We start from the raw sequence: 20,361 nt of genomic DNA, 5'->3' as shown, positions 1-20,361 counted from the left end.
CGCTCGCCAACTCCATTCGGGGTGACGGGCGGCGGCGTCCGTCTGGCGGCCTGGACAAGAAACTGTCCGAGGAACCGGGCATAATGTCGCAAATGGGGAAATTGAAAAAACATCGTCTTGTTCTTGGTCTCGTAGCGCTCGTCATGGCCGGATCGCTCACCGCATGCGATGACGGTCGCGCCGGTGCGGAAGGGGCAGCCAAGCAACTGGCCTCCTCGCTGGCGGCGCTCGACGTCGGCCAAATCGCCGTGGAGGGTAAGGACGCCGCCGCGGCCAACGATCAACTTAAGGCCGTCTTCGAAGGACTTGACGCCAAGCCGGCAGTGGAGTCGGGCGACGTTAAGCTCGACGGCGACACCGCAACTTTCCCCCTTAAGTACAGCTGGAACATCGGCTCGGCCAAGTGGGAGTACAGCTCCGAAGCCACACTGAAGAAATCCGGCGACAAGTGGGCCGTCCAATGGACCCCGGCACTCCTTGCCCCGGAACTCTCCGAAGGCGAAACCTTGTCCGTCAAGACCGTTCCCGCCCAGCGCGGCCAGATCCTTGGCGCCGGCGACGCTCCCATCGTTGAAGACCGTCCTGTCTTCCGGGTGGGTATAGACAAAACGAAGGTTCCGGCAGAGCAAGCCGATGCTTCTGCGCGTGCCATGGCGGCTCTGCTCGGGCTGGACGCGGAAGAATACGCCAAACAGGTTGCTGCCTCAGGTCCGCAGGCCTTTGTAGAAGGCCTCGTGCTGCGCGCTTACACGGCGGACATCACTGAAGCGAAAATCGAAGCCATTCCCGGCGGTTCCAGCATCCTGGACTCCATGGCTCTGGCACCCACGCGGACCTTCGCGCGGGCATTGCTGGGCAGCGTTGGGCAAGCCAGTGCTGAACAGATTGAAAACTCCAACGGTGCGCTCCGTGCCGGAGACACCACGGGTACCGGCGGTCTGCAGCAGAAGTACGACTCGCTGCTCCGCGGCAAAGACGGCGTGGAAGTCCGTGCCACTCCTGAGGTGAAGTCCGAAGGTGAGACGCCCGGCACCAAGGTGTTCTTCTCGTCCCTCCCATCCCCTGGCACTACGCTCAAGACCACGCTTGACCTGAAACTCCAGCAATTGGCGGAAGAGACACTGGCCGGTGTTGGACCGGCGTCAGCCATTGTTGCCCTCAAACCGTCCACCGGGGCCGTCCTCGCTGCAGCATCCGGACCCGGCAGCAACGGCTACAACACCGCTTTGCTCGGCCAGTATGCTCCAGGTTCCACGTTCAAGATCGTTGATTCCCTGGCGATGTTCCGCAACGGCGCCACACCGGATTCGAAGGTTGAGTGCCCCTCAACGCTGACGGTGGACGGACGCACCTTCAAGAACGCCGAAGGCTATCCGGAAAGCTCCCTTGGCTCGGTGGCCCTCCGCGACGCTTTTGCGCACTCCTGCAACACGGCTTTCATCAATGCCCGCGATGCTGTCAGCCAGGACCAGCTTGAATCCGCAGCCCAGGCCCTCGGCGTGGCGGTTGAAGCTCCCAAGTTGGGCGCCGACGCTTTCCTCGGTTCGGTTCCCGGTGCTGCCGAAGGTACCGAGCACGCAGCTTCCATGATTGGCCAGGGCAAGGTGCTGTTTTCCCCGCTCTCGGCCGCAGTCATGGCAGCATCCGTCGCCAACGGGGCACCTGTTTCTCCGCAGCTCGTGGTGAATGCCGATGCTGCCCAGGGCTCCCAGGGCTCCCAGGCCACCCAGAACCCCAGCGCTAGTGCCACGCCCACCGAAAGTGGCAGCGCGTCGCCGTCGTCCGCTTCAGCTTCAGCGCTCCCAGCCTCACCGGCGTCCACCAAGCCCATCACTAAGGAAGAGGCCGCATCCCTGGCTGACATGATGAGGGCCGTAGTGACGTCAGGCCACGCAGGCTTCCTCGCCGAAGTCCCCGGGACGCTGGTCGGGGCCAAGACAGGCACCGCGGAATTCGGCAATGACAACCCGCCCAAGACGCACGCTTGGATCGTCGCAACGCACGGGGATTTGGCAGTTGCCGTGTTCGTGGAAGAAGGCGGCTTGGGTGCCACAGTCAGCGGACCCCTGCTGAAGTCCTTCCTTACCGCGGTGGGCTAACCCCGGAAGCGAGTAGCGCCGCGTCGATACGCGGCCATGGGAGGATTGAAACGTGGCCCATATTGACGTTTCCGGCATCGACTACTTCCTCTCCGACGGCACCCAGCTGCTCAACGGGGTGACCTTCAAGGTCCCCGATGGCACCAAGACGGCGCTCATCGGGCCCAACGGAACGGGCAAGACCACCCTGTTCAAGATCATTTCCGGCGATCTCACCCCTGACGAAGGCGTGGTGGGACGTTCCGGCAACATGGGCATCATGCGGCAGTTCGTGGGCCAGGTCCGTGACGAATCCACCGTCCGGGATCTCCTGGTTTCCACGGCACAGGCCAGCCTCGCGGCAGCTGCCAAGGCCGTGGAGGACGCCGAGCTGGCCATGATGGAGCACGACGACGAGCCCACGCAGATGAAGTACGCACAAGCGATCGTGGACTGGGGAGACGCCGGCGGGTACGACGTCGAGACCGTCTGGGACGAAGTCTGCATGGCTGCCCTCGGAATTTCCTTCGACAAGGCACAGTTCCGCCGCGCCTCCACTTTGTCAGGTGGCGAGCAGAAGCGCCTGGTACTCGAAGCCCTGTTTGCCGGCCCTGATGAGCTCCTGCTCCTCGACGAACCGGACAACTACCTGGATGTCCCCGGCAAGCGTTGGCTGGAGGGGAAGCTCAACGAGTCCAAGAAGACCGTGCTGTTCATCAGCCACGACCGCGAGCTGCTGAACAACGCGGCAGGCCGCATTGTGACGCTCGAGCCAGGCATCAACGGAGCGGGCGCGTGGATCCATGGCGGCGGTTTCGGATCCTATGTGGAGGCACGCGCGGACCGTAACGCCCGGTTCGAGGAACTCCGCAAGCGCTGGGATGAGGAGCATATAAAGCTCAAAGAACTCGTCAACATGTACAAGAACAAGGCCGCTTTCCGTTCCGACATGGCCAACCGGTACCAAGCTGCGCAAACCCGCCTGGCCAAGTTCCTGGAAGCCGGCCCACCCGAGGCCCTGCCGATCGAGCAGAACGTCAAGATGCGCCTCAAAGGTGGGCGAACAGCCAAGCGTGCCGTAGTGGCCGAGAAGCTCGAACTGACCGGACTCATGAAGCCGTTTTCCACAGAGATCTGGTTCGGCGACCGCGTTGGTGTTCTCGGGTCCAACGGTTCGGGCAAGAGCCACTTCCTGCGTCTCCTCGCCACCGGAGGAACCGATCCGGAGCGCGAGCACCTGCCGGTGTCCGAGGTAGTGATCGCTGAAGTACCGCATGAAGGCACCGTGAAGCTTGGGGCCCGCATCCGGCCCGGGTTCTTCGCGCAGACGCATGTCCGGCCCGATCTATTGGGTCGAACCCTGCTGGAGATCCTGCATCGCGGCGACGAGCACCGTTCCGGACTCGCCCGCGAGGCCGCTGCCGGAGCCTTGGATTCTTACGGCTTGGCTGGTCAGTCCGAGCAGAAGTACGAGTCCTTGTCCGGCGGCCAACAGGCACGGTTCCAGATCCTGCTCCTGCAACTCTCCGGCGCCACCTTGCTGCTGCTCGACGAGCCCACGGACAACTTGGACCTGCACTCGGGCGAGGCCCTGGAACGTGCAATCGATGCTTTCGAAGGCACCGTTCTCGCGGTCACCCACGACCGCTGGTTCGCCAAGTCCTTCGACCGCTTCATGATCTTCGGCTCCGACGGCAAAGTCTACGAGTCTGAGGAACCCGTGTGGGATGAGAAGCGGGTGGAGCGCGCCCGCTAGCCTGGACCGTCTCTCACATACCGGCGGTATTCCGCGAACGCTCTTGCACCTGCTGCGAGAGCGTTTCGCTTTAAGCCATGGGATGTGAGAGATGGACGGTGCGCAAATGATCACACCGTGTGATTAACTGAGCATTCCTTGCTAGGGTTGAAGAATGGGAACTGCTGACCGCCACCGGCTCATTGGTGAGCTGTTGCGCTCCCGCGAGGAAGCCACGGTGGACGAGCTTGTCCAAGCCACGGGAGCCTCCGGCGCCACTGTCAGGCGAGACCTGGAAATCCTTGCGGCCAACGGAGTGCTGAAGCGCGTCCACGGCGGTGCGCGCAGCTTGCTGGCACGCGGCGACAACCCCGGTTACGGCCAGCGCGAATTGGAAGACCACGAGGTTAAGGTCCGAATCGCGAACGCTGTAGACCAGCTCATCAGGGACCGCGAGTATGTGTGGCTGGACAGTGGTTCCACGGCAACGGAGATCGCACGCCGCCTGAGTAAAAGGGAACTCACGGTGATGCCCATGTCACTGCACGGCGTCGAAGCATTGACTCGCACTAAGGATGGCCGCTCTCCGGAGCTCCTCCTCCCCGGCGGCCGACTTATCCCGGGGGAACAGTCGTTCAGGGGACCCATGACAGAAGCCAACATTCGCTCGCTCAGGTTCGACACCGCCGTCGTAACTCCCTGCGCACTCAACCTCAAGGACGGCCTCTTGGCCCACGATCTTGATGATGCTGCCGTGAAACGCGCCGGGCTGGAATCCACGGCGCGGGTGATCGTGGCATCCGCGGGCAGCAAGTGGAATGCCAGCGCTGTGGCCTTAGTGGCATCCATGGAGGCCGTGGACGTCATTGTGACAGACCAAAAACCATCCCCCGAAGACCTTGCCCGGCTCGATGAACTCTCCGTGGAAGTTGTGATTGCATGACCACCAACACCAGAAGCACCACCAACGTCAACGCCGCTGCCGTGGCAACGTTCCTGATCTTCGGTATGAACGGTTTGGTCTTCGCCAGCTGGGCTGCGCGAATCCCGGCTGTGACCGAGGCGCTCAGCCTGACTTCCGGCCAGATGGGCACCCTGCTGCTCTGCACCGCCGTCGGTTCCTTGCTGGCGCTGCCATCAGCCGGATGGGTAGTGGGCAGGATCGGCACAGCGAATACGGTCCGGGTGGCCGGCATCGTAGCGGGCGCTGCAGGTGCAGCCATTGCCTTCTCGCTGATGGGCGCCTCCGTTCCGGGCACAGCGGTAGCTCTGTTCTTCTTCGGCATTGGCATCGGGCTATGGGACGTGGCTCAAAACATTGAAGGCGCCGACGTCGAGCACCGGCTCAAGCGCACTATCATGCCGCAATTCCATGCTGCCTTCAGTGGTGGCGCCTTCCTTGGCGCGCTGATTGGTGCCGGCCTTTCCCAACTGGGCGTGGGCCTGCCGGAGCACTTGTTGGTTATCGCGGCGATTGCCATCGCCCTTGCGCTGACAGTTCCCAAGTACTTCCTGCCGCACGAGGTTGAGGAACTTCACGACGGCGGGGTGGCTGAGAAGGGTCCCACCGCTTGGCGGGATGGCAGGACGCTGCTCATCGGCGTGGTGGTCCTCGGCGCCACCCTCACCGAAGGTGCGGGCAACGACTGGATCGCGAAGGCTTCAGTGGACGGGCTCGGCGCCTCTGAGGCCACCGGCGCGTTGTTGTTTGCGCTCTTTGTCCTGGCGATGACGGTCATGCGGTTCTTCGGCGGCAAGGCAATCGACAAGTTTGGACGAGTGAACGTCCTCCGGGCCAGCATGGCAGCAGCGGCCGCGGGACTCGCGTTGTTCGTCTTTGCGGGCAATGTGGTCCTGGCGGGCGTCGGGGCGGCGCTTTGGGGCATCGGCGCTGCGTTGGCCTTCCCTATGGGAATGTCAGCCGCAGCGGACGACCCCAAGCATGCAGCTGCCCGTGTATCCGTGGTTTCCACTATCGGCTACGTTGCCTTCCTGGCGGGCCCGCCCCTCTTGGGCTACCTCGGCGATCACACCGGAATTCACATGGCTTTGCTCGCCATTGGGGCGCCTATTTTGCTTGCTCTGTTGCTCGCTGGCGTTGCGAAGCCCTTGCCGCCCAAATAGTCTTTCCGCCAGCTGAGTCATTCTCCTTGATGCATATATCTCGGAAGCGCCACCACATCAGGAGGACAATGCCCGCGGCAAGGCAGGCACCGCCTAAGACGTCGCTTAGCCAATGGGCCGAAAGGTAAGTGCGACTGATCATCATGGCCACCACGCCAATGGCGGCTATGAGTACCATCCACCCACGCCCTATCAGCAACGCGAGCACCATCAGGAATGCCGTGGTGGCAGATACATGCCCCGAAGGGTATGACCCTGTGTCGCTGAGTACCTTGGCACCTTGCGGCCTATCCCTACCCACCACGGCTTTCGCAAGTTGCGTTAGCGCCAGGACTGAAATGCCGCTTGTAGCGGCGAAGATTGCTGCCTTGGGTCGTTGCCAGATAACGAGCGAAATCGCGAGCACAACGTGGAAGGCAAGCATCCCGGCGTAGCCGGCCCAGTTGAGGATACCGTTCACCCCATCCCAGAAGGGCGAGTGCAGGGTGAAGGCGAAGGACTGCCAGCCGGTGTCCACCCGATTAAAAGCCGGCTCGCCTTGGCCCGCCATGATCAGTGCCCCCGGGACCGCGAAGGCACAAAGCAGAAGTACTCCAGGTGTGACCAGCAGCCAGCCGGGGCGTGGACGTGGATGGAGTACGCGAATCATCCATTCATGGTATCCACGGCAGATGAGTGGCGACGCCAGGCGTTAGGGTGATGGAATGCGAGGCTTCTTGGGCAAAGGCCCCAAACGGGTTGCGAGGTTCGACCATTTCCTGGTCCGGGCTGTGTCCCGGCAACGCCAAGGTGATCACGACGTCTTCTTTCGGAGACTTTCCGCCGCGGCCACCAAGGGTAAATTATGGTTCGGCATCGCTGGAATTATGGCTACCTTCCCCGGTAAACCGCGCAGAGCGGCCCTTCACGGTGTGCTCGCCCTGGGCGTTGCGTCGGCTGTCACCAACCTCATCTTCAAGCGGGCACTCCCCCGGACCCGACCCCAGCCGGAACATCTGCCGCTGTTCCGTTTTGTGAATCCACAACCCGCCAGCTCCTCCATGCCCTCGGGCCATTCCGCGTCTGCAGTGGCCTTTGCTGTGGGTGCTGGAATTGTTTCCCCGGCGCTAGGTGTCGCCTTTGCCCCGATCGCTGCGGGAGTTGCCTACTCCCGTGTGCACACGGGTGCCCACTGGCCCTCCGATGTGGTGTTCGGTTCCGCTCTGGGAGCAGGGGCAGCATTGCTTACCCGCAAATGGTGGCCTGCCAGACCTGCTGAACCGACACCTCGCCGGACGCCGGCGGAAGCGCCGGCAATTTCCGACGGCGAGGGGCTCGGTATAGCGGTCAACGTCATGGGCGGGTCCTATACACCCGAGACCGCAGAGCTGTTGCGCAATATATTCCCTAAGGCTTATATACATGAAATCGCCGAGGGTGAAGATGTAGCGGCTGAAATCGATGCCGTGGCCGCCCGACCAGGCACCGTTGCCTTGGGTGTTTGGGGCGGAGACGGAACGGTTGGTTCTGCGGCGGCCGCCGCCGTCGAACATTCAATGCCACTCCTGGTCCTTCCAGGGGGAACCCTTAACCACTTCGCCCGCGACCTCGGCACCAGCTCGATTGACGATGCGATCGACGCCGTGACCAAAGGGCATGCAGCGTCCGTCGATCTGGGCCACGTGGTGGTGCAGCGGGGCCTTTCCGAGGCACCCGAGACCAGCGAGTTGGCCATGCTGAATACTGCCAGCTTTGGTGTCTATCCGAACCTGGTTCGTCGCAGGGAGAGATTGCAACCGGCTATGGGTAAACCGTTGGCTGGCGTGGTGGCGTCGCTGCGCACGTTCGGGGTGAACTCGCCCACCACGCTCACCGTTGACGGCGTGAAGCACAAGCTGTGGATTCTCTACATGGGGCGAGGCAGGTTCTATCCCAGCGATCACGCACCGTTTCGCCGGCCTGTGCTGGACGATGGAGTCTTCGATCTGCGCATGATCACTGCGGACGAGCCGTTCGCCCGGGCCCGGCTGCTCTGGGCGGTAGTGACCGGCACGGTTGCCGCTTCCAAAGTCACCCACCTGACCGAGGCCACAACCATCACCGTGGAAGCCATCGGTCAACCGCTGGTGTTGGCGGTTGATGGGGAGCCTAAACCCGGTGTGCGTCGTGCCACGTTCACGGTGAAACCGCGCGAGCTCACCGTGTACTCGCCTCTGCCGGAGGCCTGACTGGCCCCGGAGTCATCCGCGAGGACTACCCTGGCTGAACCCTGAATCATCCCTGAGACAGGCGATTTCCGCCCCGTCCGTGAGTAGCGTTGTAGGTACATTCAAAACTCACTTGCACACATGTGCTCCGAGGAGGGAACGCTTCCATGATCGAAGCAAAAGGCCTGACCAAGGTCTACGGCGATAAGACCGCCGTGGGCGGCGTCAGTTTCACTGTCCAAGCTGGACGGGTGACGGGCTTCCTGGGCCCGAACGGTGCCGGCAAGTCAACCACTATGCGCATGATCATGGGACTGGACGCTCCCACATCGGGCTCTGTCACCGTGAACGGTGAGCCCTTCGCCCAGCACAAGGCGCCGCTGCGGGAGGTCGGCGCCCTCTTGGATGCCAAGGCTGTCCACACGAGCCGCACCGCGTACAACCACCTTCTTGCCATGGCAGCGACGCACAGCATCCCTAAGAGCCGGGTTCACGAGGTCATCGAGATGACCGGCCTGGGTGACGTCGCCAAGAAGAAGGTCAAGGGATTCTCACTCGGAATGGGCCAACGCCTCGGCATTGCCGCAGCGCTGCTGGGTGATCCGCAAACCATCATCCTGGACGAGCCGGTCAACGGCCTCGATCCCGAAGGTGTGGTGTGGGTTCGCAACCTCGTTAAGTACCTGGCTTCCGAAGGCCGGACGGTCTTCCTCTCCAGCCACCTCATGAGTGAGATGGCACTGACCGCGGATCACCTGATTGTGATCGGCCGCGGCCGGATCATTGCAGATGCGCCCATAGCTGAAATCATCACCGGCAAGGGCCACGCACGCACTCGCGTCCGCACCGATCAGCCGGAACGCCTCATGCAACTCCTTGCCGGAACCGGTGTTTCCGTGGAAGTCCACGAACGGGAACTGCTGGAGGTTTCAGGGCTCGATCCGCGCGGCATCGCCCGTACGGCCTTGGACAACCAGGTCATGGTCTACGAATTGACCCCGCTCCAAGCAAGCCTGGAAGAGGCGTACATGGAACTGACCAAGGACGAGGTCGAATACCACTCGCACATCACCACCGGGGCCTCGGTTCCCGCTCAGGCCGGAGGGAAATAGACATGAGCACCACCACTGTGGACCGCAAGTCCATCCGTAATTCCGTCGGTCCAGGACCGTCATTCCACCGCGTACTCAACTCCGAATTCATCAAGTTCCGCACTTTGATGTCCACGCTGATCCTCTTGGCCTCCACTGCGCTGGTCATGGTGGGTTTCGCGGCCCTCTCAGCATGGGGAACGGGGCAGTTTGCAGAGCAGGTTGCCAACGACCCGGAAGCCGCGGCCGCCATGGCCGCCCAAGGCGGAGACCTCGCAGTCAGCATACCCACGTCGGGAATCTCGTTCGCGCAGCTAATCCTCGGGTCCCTGGGCGTCCTGCTCATGAGCTCCGAGTTCACCACCGGCATGGCACGCTCCACTTTTGCCGCAGTTCCCAAGAGGCTCTCGCCCTTCCTGGCGAAGCTGATTGTGGTCATGGTCAGCTCCTTCCTCCTGACCGCCGTGTCCACCTACATCGCCGGGCTGGTGTCGCTCCCCATCGTGGATAACTATGGCCTCAAGCTGGACCTTGGTAGCTCACAGTCCGTCAAGCTCCTCTTGGTCAACAGCATTTACGTGGCAGCCGTGGCAGCCATCGGCATGGCCCTTGGAACGATCGTGCGCAACTCTGCCGGCGGCATCATGAGCTTGGTTGGACTCCTGTTCGTGGCACCCATCGCCTTCCAGCTCATCCCCGGCGACTTCTTCAAGGAAGCCAACAAATACCTCCCCACCAGCACCATTAGTCCGCTAACCGCCGTCGAGCATGTCCCGGAAACGCTGGAAGCCTGGCAGGCAGGTTTGGTCCTGGGAGCCTGGGTAGTTGTCCCGGTTGCTCTGGCCATGATTCTGCTCAAGAAGCGGGACGTCTAGGACGGGTTGCCGTCTAGGCTCAATCCATGACTGAAGTTTCACAGATGAAGGACGCGTCAGCCACCACGGCCGACGCGTCCTTCGCTGAAATCACCCAGCGTCGCAGGGGGAGGATCCGGCGCTACTTCTACAAGCGTCCTCGCGCCATGGATGCCGTGGTGATCCTTTGCTACGTTCTGTTGGCATTGCCCACCATCATCAGCTCGATCATCGACGGCAAGTGGCTCGTGGTGGCGATTCTCTTGATGATCGCCGCCGCCTTGTTCTTCAGGCGGCAATTCCCGCTTCAGGTAGTGCTGGCCGTTGCACTTCTGGAAATTGCGGCCACCATCCTGAATCCGTGGGGTTCAAACGTTTCCGCGGGTCTTTGGTTTGCGCTCTATGCCGTGGCATCCCTTCGGAAGCGCAGGCTCGCCCTGGTGGTTTTCGCAGCGGCGAGTTTACCTCTGAGTCTGCTCTACTTGTTCATGTGGACGAGTCCCAGCCAGATGGACAACTTGCAGGACCTTCCGGAGAACTTCCACCTCATCAACAACATCGCCACTGCGGCGTCCATTATGCTGTCCAATCTCCTCGCTACGGGCATCGGCATCTCGGTGCGCCAGCGTAGGGAGCATGAAGCGGAGATCGCGGCGTGGGCTGCCCGGACAACACAGCTAGGAAAGGTCACCGAGCGAAACAGGATCGCCCGCGAAATGCACGACGTCGTTGCCCACTCCCTGACGGTGATGATCAGTCTTTCGGACGGTGCCGCCGTGGTGGTCAAGAAGGATCCGGACCGGGCCGGGGAGGTCCTTGGCGAACTGTCCCGCACCGGCAGGGCCGCGCTGGCCGATATGCGGCGGGTGCTCGGGGTTCTGCGGGATGATTCCGGGCGGCCGGCACCGCTGACGCCCCTCGAATCCGGGCAGAACCTGGCGAAACTCATGGATGGTTTCCGGACAGCCGGGCTGCCACTGCATTACGCTCATGCGGGGCCGGGCCTTCCGGCTGACCCGGCCTTCGAACTCACCGTCTACCGGATTGTGCAGGAGTCGCTCACCAATGTTCTGCGGTACGGGCGCTCGCTCAGCCGAGTTGACGTTCAAGTGGCTCGCGACGGCGATTTGGTCACCATTGACGTTTACGACGACGGCCGTGGAACCCGCGAGGGCGGCAGCGAATCCGTGGGCAGCCTGGGGACCGGACAGGGCATTGCCGGAATGAATGAACGTGCTGGAATTTATGCTGGAATCGTTACTGCCGGTCCGGGAAAAAGGGGAGGCTGGGCGGTCCACGCCGAGCTCCGCTGGAACGGCGAAAAGGGGGAATCATGACCGAAGAAACCATCAAAGTGCTGCTGGTGGACGATCAGCCACTGCTGCGGATGGGCTTCCGGCTCATTCTTGAAGGCGAAGAGGACTTCCACGTTGTGGGCGAGGCTTCGGACGGAATTGAGGCTGTTCGCCAGGTAGAGGCGCTGCAGCCGGACGTTGTCCTGATGGACGTGCGCATGCCGGGCATGGACGGCATTGAGGCAACGCGAAGAATTTCGGGTTCAGGTTCCGATGCCAGGGTCATCATCCTGACTACTTTTGACCTTGATGAGTACGCCTTCAGCGGCTTGCAGGCTGGGGCATCGGCGTTCCTTCTCAAGGACGTTGCGCCATCGGAACTGGTACACGCCGTGCGTCTGGTGGCCAGTGGTGATGCGGTAGTGGCCCCGCGTGTCACTCAACGCCTGCTGGAAACGTATGTTCGCGGCGGCGTTGTGCCCGGTCATTCGCCGGGTCACCACCGCGATCCGCTCTTGGATGAACTCACACCGCGTGAAACCGAAATACTCACTACCATCGCGGAGGGTCTCTCCAACGCTGAGATCGCCCATAAGTTCTTCCTCTCCGAGGCTACGGTGAAGACCCACGTCCGCCGGATCCTGAGCAAGCTCCAACTGCGGGACCGGGTGCAGGTTGTGGTCTATGCCTACGAAACCGGACTCGTGGTGCCCAGCAACCCGGATTTCTAGCGCTTAGCCAGCTTTCCAAAGCTTCTTGCCACGTTTGCTGCCCGTCCGGACATGTACTGGGTGTTAGGGCCGGGCACGCACTATTTGGGGGAATGATGAACGATGAGCAACTGGACGCGCAGCTGCGCGGGGCAGATCCGGCTAACAGGTGGGCCTTTGAGCCGGAGGCAGCCCATAACGTCCTGAGGGAACTGCGGACTGGAGTGTCCGAGCAGTCAAAGCCCAAAAGACGTCGTAGATGGATTTCGCTGCTGGTAGCCGGTGCCGTTGGTGTGGCTGGCGTCGGGGTGGCCTCCCCGGCGGTAGCGCAGTTCATGGGTTTCCTCACCGAAGACGTGGAAAACCCGCCGCCGGTTCCGACGTCAACCGGAGACGGCGCCACCCGGAACCTGGATATCCGGGACTCGGAGTGGATCAACCCCCTTGCTTCTGACTACGCCCGGTTCGCCAAGACTAAGTACGGTTCGCTGCCGTTGCCTCCGGGGTATGACGAAGAGCGCCTCAAGGATGCTTCCGCGTCGAAGGAAGCGAAGATGTATCAGGATAACGATCAGGGCAGCGGCATCATCACGCAGGACATTGCGCCAACCATCAGATATGAGGGGCTGGTCCGGTGCCTCTGGGAAGCAGAGTGGTTGGACCGGCACTCCGCAGGGGATCAACAAGGACAATCCACGGCGGCTTCTGTCCTCAAGCAATCCCTCGCTTGGCCGGCCACGATTGCCACGGACGGGGGTGGTGTGGTGGAGCGCATGACCTTGTCCGTTGCGGCTGCCGAATCAGGTGATTCTAAAACCGTGGAGGAGGACCACCGCACTTTGGGCTGCCGGGACATGATCAAAGGTCTCCAACAGTGACTCCGGCCCCTGCACGTGAGGACGTGGCGACGCCAGCCACCATGGAAGACCGGTTCGAGGAATGTGTCCGCGCGCTGACTCCTGCCCTGATGGCGTACTTCGTGCGCCGGGTTGACCCCGCGGAAGATGCAGCTGACTGCGTATCCGAGTTGCTCATGATTCTGTGGCGGCAGCGCGACCGGTTACCCGAAGGGGAGGCAGAGATTCGTGCCTGGAGCTTCGGCGTCGCCAAAGGAGTGCTGGCGAACTACCGGCGGGGAAGGATCCGCAGGAGAGCGTTGTCCGAGAAGCTGCGCCAGGGCCTCGTGCATGAGCCGCCGGCACTCCAGGATCCGTACGACGAGATTTTCGGGGCCCTTTCCCGGCTGCGGCCAAAAGACAGGGAACTGGTCATGCTGATCGTCTGGGACGGCTTCGGAGTGGCCGAGGCGGGGGCGGTCCTTGGACTGTCCGCAGCGGCGTCCAGATCCCGCTACTCCCGGGTCCGCAAAGAACTCAAGCTCGTTCTGGCGCAGGGAATGAGGAACTAAACCGCCTTCCGCGAGGTGTGCGTTATATACATTCATAAATGTTTTTAACGCCCAACCGGGGAGATTTTGTGTTACCTTCGTCACTACAAGCGCCGTGGCTCCCTCCAGCAGACACGGCGTGCCGTTCGCATCTGTCACGTAACGGAGACAAGACATGGAATCTTCTACACCCCTGAAACTGGACGATCCATCGGACGCCATGCCCGCCCCAGTGGAGACCGGCCTGCGGCGGTCAATGGGCCCACGGCACCTGATTATGATCGCAATGGGAGGAGTCATTGGTTCAGGACTGTTCCTGAGCTCCGGCTACACCATCTCGCAAGCGGGCCCCCTCGGAGCCGTCATCGCCTATCTGGTGGGCGCCTTTGTGGTCTACCTGGTGATGTCCTGCCTCGGAGAGCTGGCCATTGCCTACCCTGTGTCCGGCGCTTTCCACATATATGCTTCCCGCTCCATTGGCCCGGCTACGGGTTTCACCACGGCCTGGCTTTATTGGCTTTGTTGGGCAGTAGCAATCGGATCTGAATTCACAGCCTCCGGATTGCTCATGCAGCGCTGGTTCCCGGACATTGAGGTGTGGATGTGGTGCCTCGTTTTCGCCGCCATGCTGTTCGGGTTCAACGCCTTCTCCTCCAAGTTCTTTGGAGAGTCCGAGTTCTGGTTCTCCATAGTCAAGGTGGGGGCAATCATCGCCCTGATCATCTTTGGCGGGGCTGCCCTGTTCGGCTTCCATCCAATGTCCGAGTCCACCAGCCACCCGTTCCTCTTCGAAAATTTCAATACTTCGGGTGGGCTGTTCCCCAATGGATTTTCCGGCGTCCTGGTGACAGCACTGGCTGTCTTCTATGCTTTCTCCGGCTCTGAACTCATTGGCGTAGCAGCCGGGGAAACCAAGGACCCGGCCCGGAGCATCCCCAAAGCCATGCGCAGTACCGTGATCCGGCTCCTGATTTTCTTCGTTGGCGCCATCGCTGTGATCGCCGCAACGGTGCCCTTCGATCAGGTGGGATTGGACGAGAGCCCTTTCGTCACGGTCTTTGCTTCCGTCGGCATACCTTTTGCAGCAGACATCATGAACTTCGTCATCATTACCGCACTTTTGTCCGCCGGCAACAGCGGCCTGTTCTCTTGTGCACGCATGCTCTACTCGCTGGCCGATGAAGGTCACGCCCCCAAGGCCTTCAAGCGTCTCACGCGGCGCGGGATACCCCTGATAGCCCTTTCTGTCAGCATGGTTGGCGGCTTGGCGTCCCTGGTCAGCAGTGTGGCTGCACCGGAGATCGTGTATCTGGCCCTCGTTTCCATCGCAGGTTTTGCTGTGGTGGGTGTGTGGATGTCCATCACCGCATCCCACTACTTTCATCGCCGGGCATTCGTCCGCAACGGCGGGCGCGTGGCGGACCTTGCTTACAAAGCCCCGCTCTATCCGTTGGTGCCTATCCTGGCCTTTGCGCTCTGCCTGATCTCCCTCGTCGGTATCGCTTTTGACCCTTCCCAGATTGCCGCCCTGTACTTCGGGATTCCCTTCGTGGCCGCCTGCTACCTGTTCTTCCACTTCCGGTATGGCCGGAAGTCCAAGGCAACGCCCCCTGCTTGATCCAGTCCTTCAATCGGCTCTGCGGCCGGACCCCATGTCCGGCCGCGGAGCTTGTTGTACGGGGACGCCTTAATGACCCTGCCCTCCTGCCGCGCGTGTGAGAATTGCGTGAGCGCTTGGTGGAAGGAGCGGATTCGTGGATGTGTCACCCGAGGCGTCGTCCTTGTCGCAGGGCCTTCGTCTTGTTCGCTTGGTCACGGACCGAGAGAAGCAGGGCCGCCAACTCCTGGGAGTGTCGCAGTTGGCCGCGGAGTTGGACATGGAACAAAGCCGCGTGTCCCGCTTGGCCCAGGAGCTGTGTGATTTGGGGCTGCTCGAGCGCGTGGACCGGGGTCCCTTCCGGACCGGCCCGCGATTTTTCAGCCTGGCTGCTTCCCTCAATGCAGGATGGGTCCTTCAATCACGCGGGGAGCTGGAAGAGTTGGTGTCGGCCTTCGGGTTGAGGTCACGGCTTTCAGTGCGCGACGGCGTTCGGGTTCTCTTGCTGCGCTCGTCAACCAACAACTCAGTGCTGGGTGGGTTCGCCAAGCCGGGCATGGTGACGCCGGTGTGGTGCACGGGCTCGGGCCGGGCGCTGCTGTGGGATCATTCCGTCACTGAAATCGAGTCGTTGCTCGCTGACGTCAACTTCATTGGTGTCGGCGGACCGGCAGCGGCGCACTCAGCATCGGAGGTCGCAGGGCTCATGGAACGCGACCGCCTCCGGGGATTCGTTCTTGCCGCCGAAGAGTTCGAACACGGCGTCTGGGAGTTAGCTGTCCCGATCCGCGAGGCCGGAGGCCGGATTGTGTCGGCCCTCAGCGTCTTGGGAAGCCGGTCAAGCCTTGAGGCCGCCGCCCCGGAAATTGCGGCGGTTCTTCAGGCGACTTCACTGCGGTTGGGTTCGCCCGCCCACCTGGGCCTCAAGCCACTCTCGCCATGAGCCCAGCGCTATGGCGAACGTCTCCCGCTGGGGTTCGATGCGTGCCTTGGGACCAACGATCTGCAGGGCAGCTGCCACCTCTCCCTTGAAGTCCCTGATGGGCGCCGCCAACGAGTAAAGTCCGGGTTCGGCCTCTTCATCCACTACTGAATATCCGCGCTCACGCGCTTTGCCGAGCCGGTCCAGAAAATCTTCCACTGACGCTGGAGTGTTGGGTCCGTGGTTGACGAACTCAACGCCATCAAAGATTTTCCGTATCTCAGCTTCGTCGGCATTCCAGAGGAGTGCTTGGCCGGCGTCGCTGCAGTAGGCGGGGTAGGGGCGGCCCAGCCAGGAACCCACCAAATTGGCACTTTCCGGAACTTGCTCACCGATGGTCACCGTACTGTTTCCACTGAGCACGCCCAGAAAGCAGGCTTCGTTGGTTTCGGTGGCCAAGCCTTCCAGCGCAGCGAGGCCGTCGGTCTGCAGCCGCTGCTCAGTCACCAGTTGAGCGTCTGTCAGGACAGACCAGTCCAAGCTGTATTCACGTTGCTCGGTCCGCCTCAGGAAGCCTTCCTGGTGCGCACCTTTCAGGCTCCGTGACACTTGACTGCGGTCTTTGCCCAAGCGGGTTGCGACGTGAGCAACAGTGCCGCCGTCGAATCCTTCTGCATGACGTTCTCCGACAGCGAGGAGCGCCAACATTCCACGGCCCATGCTGGAGGTCTTTGACATGGGTCGATTCTAGCCACCCGCTTGTGGCATGCGTGCAAGCGGGGTGGCTAGGCCTAGTGGATGGAGAAGACCCTGGCCGGAAAGCCACTGCCCTCGTGCGGCTTTGCCCAAGTGGCAATCAGAGCGGCCCCCGCCTCCGGAACGTGCTCCAGGTTGGCCATCAGCTCGATTTGCCATTTGTCCTGGGCGAGCACGTAGGTTTCCAGGCTGAAATCCTGGCGTGAGGTGGCCATTCCGGGGTCCGTATCCGTTTGTTCGTGCCCGAGGGCAGTGACTGAACGCTTTTCAATCAGGTACTCCAGGACTTCGCGGGACCACCCGGGAGTGTGGCTTATCCCGGCGTCGTCGCGGTTGGCCATGGCCGTGGTGTCCGGCCAGCGGCGACTCCATCCAGTGCGCAGTGCCACGAATGAACCTGCGGGGATGTTCCCGTTGCGCGATTCCCACTCCAGGACATCGTCCAGGTTGGGTGTGGCGTCCGGATCTGCGAGAACCCGGCTGCTGATGTCCAGGACCACCAACGGCAAGATCATCTCTTCAACGGGGAGCTGATCAAGAGTCCTCCCGCCGCGGACAAAATGCGAGGGCGGATCCACGTGGGTGCCCCACTGGCCCACAATCGAGTACCGGTGTGCAGTGAATCCATCTCCCTTTTCCAGATCGAAGAGGGTTTCCCTGGTTTCGTCGGGAAACGCGGGGAAGTGGGGCTGACCGGGATGAAATGCATGGGTCAGGTCTGTGTATGTTCTGTTGAGGAGAAGTGGCGCCAGCTCATGCCATAGGGGAGAGCTCATGACGCCATCCTCGATTCTGCGTGAGCGGCTACGGCGCTGCTGGAAACGCTGAGTGGTCCTGAGACCTCAATGACGGGAACTTCCCACGGGTGGATGTCCACAATTCGTTGAACCAGGGCTTGAACAGTGCTCTGATCCAGGGAGTCGTCAAAGTAGGTGGTGAACACGAATGTGGGTGAGATTGTCCGCTGGCCTATTGTGCCGAGAGTGGGGTTGGCCCCTTCACCCACGGTGAATCCTTCGAATCCTGCTGAAGACTCGAAAACGTGGTGATAATTCCCAAAACCGCCCAGTTCCGGCGTGGCTTGCAGCTCTTCCAACAGGGAGGTGACGCCGGCGTCCGAGTTCAACGCCTGAAGGTCGCCGCCCGCGAGGCGAGTCAGGATCTCCGTGGGAATGGGCCAGTGAATGCGGAGCTTACGCACCGTCTTAAGTTCGATGTTCATTTTGAGGACCCTTCCGTCAGTGTGTCTTTGAGATATCGTGCCATGACGTGATGAGCATTACAAGCATATCGAAATGCCTATTCTGCACACCTGCCGTGTGGGTTTCACAGTTCAGGCACAGTTTCCCCATGTACAACCCATAGCCGCGACGCGTTTCATGGATGTATGACCACTCCACGCCCCCATCACGATCGCGGCCTTGAGTTTGACCTCTCCACTCTCCTGAGTCGGCGTCGCAGCCTAGGGGTCCTGTTCGGCACAGGCACGGTCGCAGCACTCGCTGCCTGCACGCCAAGTGCGGGAGGCGGCAGCGCATCGTCGTCGAGCACGGCCGGCTCTACTGCCGCCGCCACGGCAAGCACGACTGCGGCTGCGTCATCTTCAGCGTCGGCCACGAGTACCGTGACCCGCGCCTTCGCAGAGTGCGGCGTGGAGATCCCGGAGGAGACGTTGGGGCCCTACCCGGGCGACGGCTCCAATGGCCCAAACGTGCTTGAGGCTTCCGGAGTGGTTCGTCGCGATATCAGATCCAGCTTTGGCACGTCTACCACCAAAGCCGAGGGCGTGCCGTTGACGGTTACGCTGACGCTTCTGGACAATTCCAACGGTTGCGCCCCCTTGGCCGGCGCCGCCGTATATGCCTGGCACTGCGACCAGGACGGCAAGTACTCGCTCTACGATTCGGGCCTTGAGAACGAGAACTACCTCCGCGGTGTGCAGGAAGCGGACACCAACGGGCAACTTACCTTCAGCACTATCTACCCTGGTGCGTACAAGGGCCGCTGGCCTCATGTTCACTTTGAGGTATTTGAATCCATGAGCAAAATGACCGCTGCCGGGCAAGTCCTGGCGGTGTCTCAAATTGCGCTCAATGAGCCTGCCTGCAAGGAGGTTTACGCAAGTCCGGGATATGAGTCCAGTGCCCGGACCTTCCCCAATACCACCCTGACCTCGGACAACGTCTTCGGGGATGACGGGGGAATATACCAATTGGCGACTATGTCCGGCTCGGTTGCGGGCGGCTACACGGCCGCGCTGAACGTCACCGTTTAGACTGCCCCGAAACTAGAGCGGGGCTAGACTCGGGGGCATGCCTTCGAATGCCCCCGCTGCAATTGACCACATCAAGGACCTCGGTGCTTACGTGACGGCGTCGCCGTCCAGCTTCCACGCGGTGCACGAGGCCGCACGACGCTTGGACGCAGTTGGCTTCACCGGTTTGGACGAACTGCAGCCCTGGGATGGCGGAGCAGGTAAGTTCTACATGATCCGTGACGGCGCGCTCATTGCTTGGGTAACGCCCGAAGGCGCTGGCCCAACCACTGGTTTCAACATTCTTGGTGCGCACACCGACTCTCCGTCGTTCAAGCTGAAACCGAAGCCCACTACCGGGAAATTCGGTTGGCTGCAGGCGGGTGTGGAGGTTTATGGCGGGCCCTTGCTCAACTCCTGGTTGGACCGCGAGCTACAGTTGGCCGGCCGATTGGTCATTCGCGACGGCACTCAGCATCTGACGGCAACTGGTCCCCTCCTTCGTTTCCCGCAGCTCGCCATCCACTTGGATCGCGGCGTCAATGACAGCGGGCTCCAGCTGTCCAAGCAGCAGCACATGAACCCTATCTTTGGTCAGGGCGATCCTGCCGGCGAGGACCTCTTGGGATTGCTCGCCGATCGCGTGGAAGGCTCCACTGTTGATGCCGCAGACATCGGCGGTTACGACGTCGTTGTGGCGGACACGCAGGCACCTGCGGTTTTCGGCGCCAAGGGTGAGTTCTTCGCCTCCGGCCGTTTGGACAACCTTTCCTCCACACACGCGGGTCTGATGGCTCTGATAGCCCACGGCTCGGCTGTGCCGGTCACGGGCCCGATCGCCGTCCTCGCGGCGTTCGATCATGAGGAGATCGGTTCAAATTCGCGTTCCGGCGCCTGCGGACCCATTCTTGAGGACATTCTGATGCGCATCTCCGACGGCCTTGGCGCTTCGGTGAGCCAGAGGCGGCAGGCCATAGCGGCGTCGTTCTGCATTTCTGCGGACGCCGGCCACGCCGTCCACCCCAACTACGCGGAGAAGCACGATCCTGCCAACAGGCCTGTGCTGAACGGCGGCCCGCTGCTCAAGATCAACGCCAACCAGCGCTACGCTACGGATGCTGCGGGAGCCGCATTCTGGGCGCGGCTTTGCGATGAGTCCGGTGTTCCGTACCAGGAGTACGTTTCCAACAACGATCTCCCGTGCGGCTCCACCATTGGGCCCTTGACTGCCACCCGCCTCGGGATCCGGACCGTGGATGTGGGCATCCCGTTGTTGTCCATGCACTCTGCGCGGGAGCTCTGCGGAGTGGAGGATGCCAAGAGTCTGGCCTCCGTAGTAGAGCTCTTCTTCGGCACGATGGCTTAGCGGAAG

The 20,361-nt window shown here is 61.8% G+C and carries 19 protein-coding genes; 15 read left to right on the top strand and 4 right to left on the bottom strand.

Annotated elements, in window-relative coordinates:
- Positions 1–92 precede the first annotated feature (92 nt).
- From J7I86_RS14135 to J7I86_RS14120, 4 genes are all read left to right on the top strand, one after another.
- Positions 93–2,099 carry a penicillin-binding transpeptidase domain-containing protein gene (locus tag J7I86_RS14135; protein ID WP_214820806.1) on the top strand — a complete coding sequence of 669 codons (2,007 nt, stop codon included), beginning with the start codon at positions 93–95 and terminating at the stop codon, positions 2,097–2,099.
- A gap of 52 nt (positions 2,100–2,151) precedes the next feature.
- Positions 2,152–3,834 carry an ABC-F family ATP-binding cassette domain-containing protein gene (locus J7I86_RS14130; RefSeq protein WP_214820805.1) on the top strand — a complete coding sequence of 561 codons (1,683 nt, stop codon included), beginning with the start codon at positions 2,152–2,154 and terminating at the stop codon, positions 3,832–3,834.
- A gap of 154 nt (positions 3,835–3,988) precedes the next feature.
- Positions 3,989–4,756 (top strand): DeoR/GlpR family DNA-binding transcription regulator, encoded by a 768-nt coding sequence (locus J7I86_RS14125; RefSeq protein ID WP_214820804.1) that lies wholly within the window; start codon positions 3,989–3,991, stop codon positions 4,754–4,756.
- Positions 4,753–5,937, top strand: coding sequence for an MFS transporter (locus J7I86_RS14120; RefSeq protein WP_214820803.1), 1,185 nt, complete (start codon positions 4,753–4,755; stop codon positions 5,935–5,937). Before J7I86_RS14125 ends, J7I86_RS14120 begins: the two co-directional genes overlap by 4 nt.
- Here J7I86_RS14120 and J7I86_RS14115 read toward each other — a convergent pair.
- Complete coding sequence (locus tag J7I86_RS14115) at positions 5,882–6,586, bottom strand: phosphatase PAP2 family protein (protein WP_214820802.1); 705 nt, start codon at positions 6,584–6,586, stop codon at positions 5,882–5,884. The two genes, J7I86_RS14120 and J7I86_RS14115, sit on opposite strands and share 56 nt — an antisense overlap.
- 55 nt (positions 6,587–6,641) lie before the next feature.
- Between J7I86_RS14115 and J7I86_RS14110 the strand changes: the two genes are divergently transcribed.
- From J7I86_RS14110 to J7I86_RS14070, 9 genes are all read left to right on the top strand, one after another.
- The gene (locus J7I86_RS14110) at positions 6,642–8,144 is read left to right on the top strand and encodes a bifunctional phosphatase PAP2/diacylglycerol kinase family protein (protein WP_214820801.1); all 1,503 of its coding nucleotides are present in this window, start codon (positions 6,642–6,644) and stop codon (positions 8,142–8,144) included.
- 146 nt (positions 8,145–8,290) lie between these two features.
- Positions 8,291–9,235, top strand: a complete 945-nt coding sequence (locus tag J7I86_RS14105; RefSeq protein ID WP_214820800.1) for an ABC transporter ATP-binding protein — start codon at positions 8,291–8,293, stop codon at positions 9,233–9,235.
- A gap of 2 nt (positions 9,236–9,237) precedes the next feature.
- Complete coding sequence (locus J7I86_RS14100) at positions 9,238–10,089, top strand: ABC transporter permease (protein ID WP_214820799.1); 852 nt, start codon at positions 9,238–9,240, stop codon at positions 10,087–10,089.
- Positions 10,090–10,115: 26 nt separating this feature from the next.
- Positions 10,116–11,405 carry a histidine kinase gene (locus J7I86_RS14095; RefSeq protein ID WP_214820797.1) on the top strand — a complete coding sequence of 430 codons (1,290 nt, stop codon included), beginning with the start codon at positions 10,116–10,118 and terminating at the stop codon, positions 11,403–11,405.
- On the top strand, positions 11,402–12,094 hold the full coding sequence (locus J7I86_RS14090) for a response regulator transcription factor (RefSeq protein WP_214820795.1): 693 nt from the start codon (positions 11,402–11,404) through the stop codon (positions 12,092–12,094). Before J7I86_RS14095 ends, J7I86_RS14090 begins: the two co-directional genes overlap by 4 nt.
- A gap of 92 nt (positions 12,095–12,186) precedes the next feature.
- A complete protein-coding gene (locus tag J7I86_RS14085) occupies positions 12,187–12,951 on the top strand; it encodes a hypothetical protein (protein ID WP_214820793.1) in 765 nt (254 codons plus the stop codon).
- Entirely contained in the window at positions 12,948–13,481 is a 534-nt protein-coding gene (locus tag J7I86_RS14080; RefSeq protein ID WP_214820791.1) for an RNA polymerase sigma factor, read from the top strand. The genes J7I86_RS14085 and J7I86_RS14080 overlap by 4 nt, the downstream gene beginning before the upstream one ends.
- A gap of 154 nt (positions 13,482–13,635) precedes the next feature.
- Positions 13,636–15,078, top strand: a complete 1,443-nt coding sequence (locus tag J7I86_RS14075) for an amino acid permease (RefSeq protein ID WP_214820789.1) — start codon at positions 13,636–13,638, stop codon at positions 15,076–15,078.
- Between the two features lie 136 nt (positions 15,079–15,214).
- On the top strand, positions 15,215–16,000 hold the full coding sequence (locus J7I86_RS14070; protein ID WP_214820787.1) for an IclR family transcriptional regulator C-terminal domain-containing protein: 786 nt from the start codon (positions 15,215–15,217) through the stop codon (positions 15,998–16,000).
- Here the strand turns inward: J7I86_RS14070 and J7I86_RS14065 are convergent.
- From J7I86_RS14065 to J7I86_RS14055, 3 genes are read right to left on the bottom strand one after another with little or no spacing between them, the layout of a single operon-like run.
- Positions 15,947–16,717, bottom strand: a complete 771-nt coding sequence (locus J7I86_RS14065) for an IclR family transcriptional regulator (RefSeq protein WP_214820785.1) — start codon at positions 16,715–16,717, stop codon at positions 15,947–15,949. The genes J7I86_RS14070 and J7I86_RS14065 overlap by 54 nt on opposite strands.
- 53 nt (positions 16,718–16,770) lie before the next feature.
- The gene (locus J7I86_RS14060) at positions 16,771–17,511 is read right to left on the bottom strand and encodes a cyclase family protein (RefSeq protein ID WP_214820784.1); all 741 of its coding nucleotides are present in this window, start codon (positions 17,509–17,511) and stop codon (positions 16,771–16,773) included.
- Positions 17,508–17,957 (bottom strand): hypothetical protein, encoded by a 450-nt coding sequence (locus J7I86_RS14055; RefSeq protein ID WP_214820783.1) that lies wholly within the window; start codon positions 17,955–17,957, stop codon positions 17,508–17,510. Before J7I86_RS14055 ends, J7I86_RS14060 begins: the two co-directional genes overlap by 4 nt.
- Positions 17,958–18,122: 165 nt before the next feature.
- Here J7I86_RS14055 and J7I86_RS14050 point away from each other — a divergent pair, with 165 nt between their 5' ends.
- Together J7I86_RS14050 and J7I86_RS14045 are read left to right on the top strand one after the other, a co-directional pair.
- Entirely contained in the window at positions 18,123–19,010 is an 888-nt protein-coding gene (locus J7I86_RS14050) for an intradiol ring-cleavage dioxygenase (protein WP_214820782.1), read from the top strand.
- Between the two features lie 37 nt (positions 19,011–19,047).
- Complete coding sequence (locus tag J7I86_RS14045) at positions 19,048–20,355, top strand: M18 family aminopeptidase (RefSeq protein ID WP_214820781.1); 1,308 nt, start codon at positions 19,048–19,050, stop codon at positions 20,353–20,355.
- The last annotated feature ends 6 nt before the right edge of the window (positions 20,356–20,361 follow it).

This window comes from Arthrobacter sp. ISL-95 (assembly GCF_018613695.1).
Lineage (GTDB): Bacteria > Actinomycetota > Actinomycetes > Actinomycetales > Micrococcaceae > Arthrobacter.
This window is presented reverse-complemented; position numbering and strand designations above follow the sequence as displayed.

What these genes read in the sequence shown, in the direction of transcription:
- J7I86_RS14135 (WP_214820806.1), top strand. Translation starts at nt 93, where the DNA reads ATGGGGAAATTGAAAAAACATCGTCTTGTTCTTGGTCTCGTAGCGCTC.
- J7I86_RS14125 (WP_214820804.1), top strand. Translation starts at nt 3,989, where the DNA reads ATGGGAACTGCTGACCGCCACCGGCTCATTGGTGAGCTGTTGCGCTCC.
- J7I86_RS14120 (WP_214820803.1), top strand. Translation starts at nt 4,753, where the DNA reads ATGACCACCAACACCAGAAGCACCACCAACGTCAACGCCGCTGCCGTG.
- J7I86_RS14115 (WP_214820802.1), bottom strand. Translation starts at nt 6,586, where the DNA reads ATGATTCGCGTACTCCATCCACGTCCACGCCCCGGCTGGCTGCTGGTC.
- J7I86_RS14110 (WP_214820801.1), top strand. Translation starts at nt 6,642, where the DNA reads ATGCGAGGCTTCTTGGGCAAAGGCCCCAAACGGGTTGCGAGGTTCGAC.
- J7I86_RS14105 (WP_214820800.1), top strand. Translation starts at nt 8,291, where the DNA reads ATGATCGAAGCAAAAGGCCTGACCAAGGTCTACGGCGATAAGACCGCC.
- J7I86_RS14100 (WP_214820799.1), top strand. Translation starts at nt 9,238, where the DNA reads ATGAGCACCACCACTGTGGACCGCAAGTCCATCCGTAATTCCGTCGGT.
- J7I86_RS14095 (WP_214820797.1), top strand. Translation starts at nt 10,116, where the DNA reads ATGACTGAAGTTTCACAGATGAAGGACGCGTCAGCCACCACGGCCGAC.
- J7I86_RS14090 (WP_214820795.1), top strand. Translation starts at nt 11,402, where the DNA reads ATGACCGAAGAAACCATCAAAGTGCTGCTGGTGGACGATCAGCCACTG.
- J7I86_RS14085 (WP_214820793.1), top strand. Translation starts at nt 12,187, where the DNA reads ATGATGAACGATGAGCAACTGGACGCGCAGCTGCGCGGGGCAGATCCG.
- J7I86_RS14075 (WP_214820789.1), top strand. Translation starts at nt 13,636, where the DNA reads ATGGAATCTTCTACACCCCTGAAACTGGACGATCCATCGGACGCCATG.
- J7I86_RS14065 (WP_214820785.1), bottom strand. Translation starts at nt 16,717, where the DNA reads ATGTCAAAGACCTCCAGCATGGGCCGTGGAATGTTGGCGCTCCTCGCT.
- J7I86_RS14060 (WP_214820784.1), bottom strand. Translation starts at nt 17,511, where the DNA reads ATGAGCTCTCCCCTATGGCATGAGCTGGCGCCACTTCTCCTCAACAGA.
- J7I86_RS14055 (WP_214820783.1), bottom strand. Translation starts at nt 17,957, where the DNA reads ATGAACATCGAACTTAAGACGGTGCGTAAGCTCCGCATTCACTGGCCC.
- J7I86_RS14050 (WP_214820782.1), top strand. Translation starts at nt 18,123, where the DNA reads ATGACCACTCCACGCCCCCATCACGATCGCGGCCTTGAGTTTGACCTC.
- J7I86_RS14045 (WP_214820781.1), top strand. Translation starts at nt 19,048, where the DNA reads ATGCCTTCGAATGCCCCCGCTGCAATTGACCACATCAAGGACCTCGGT.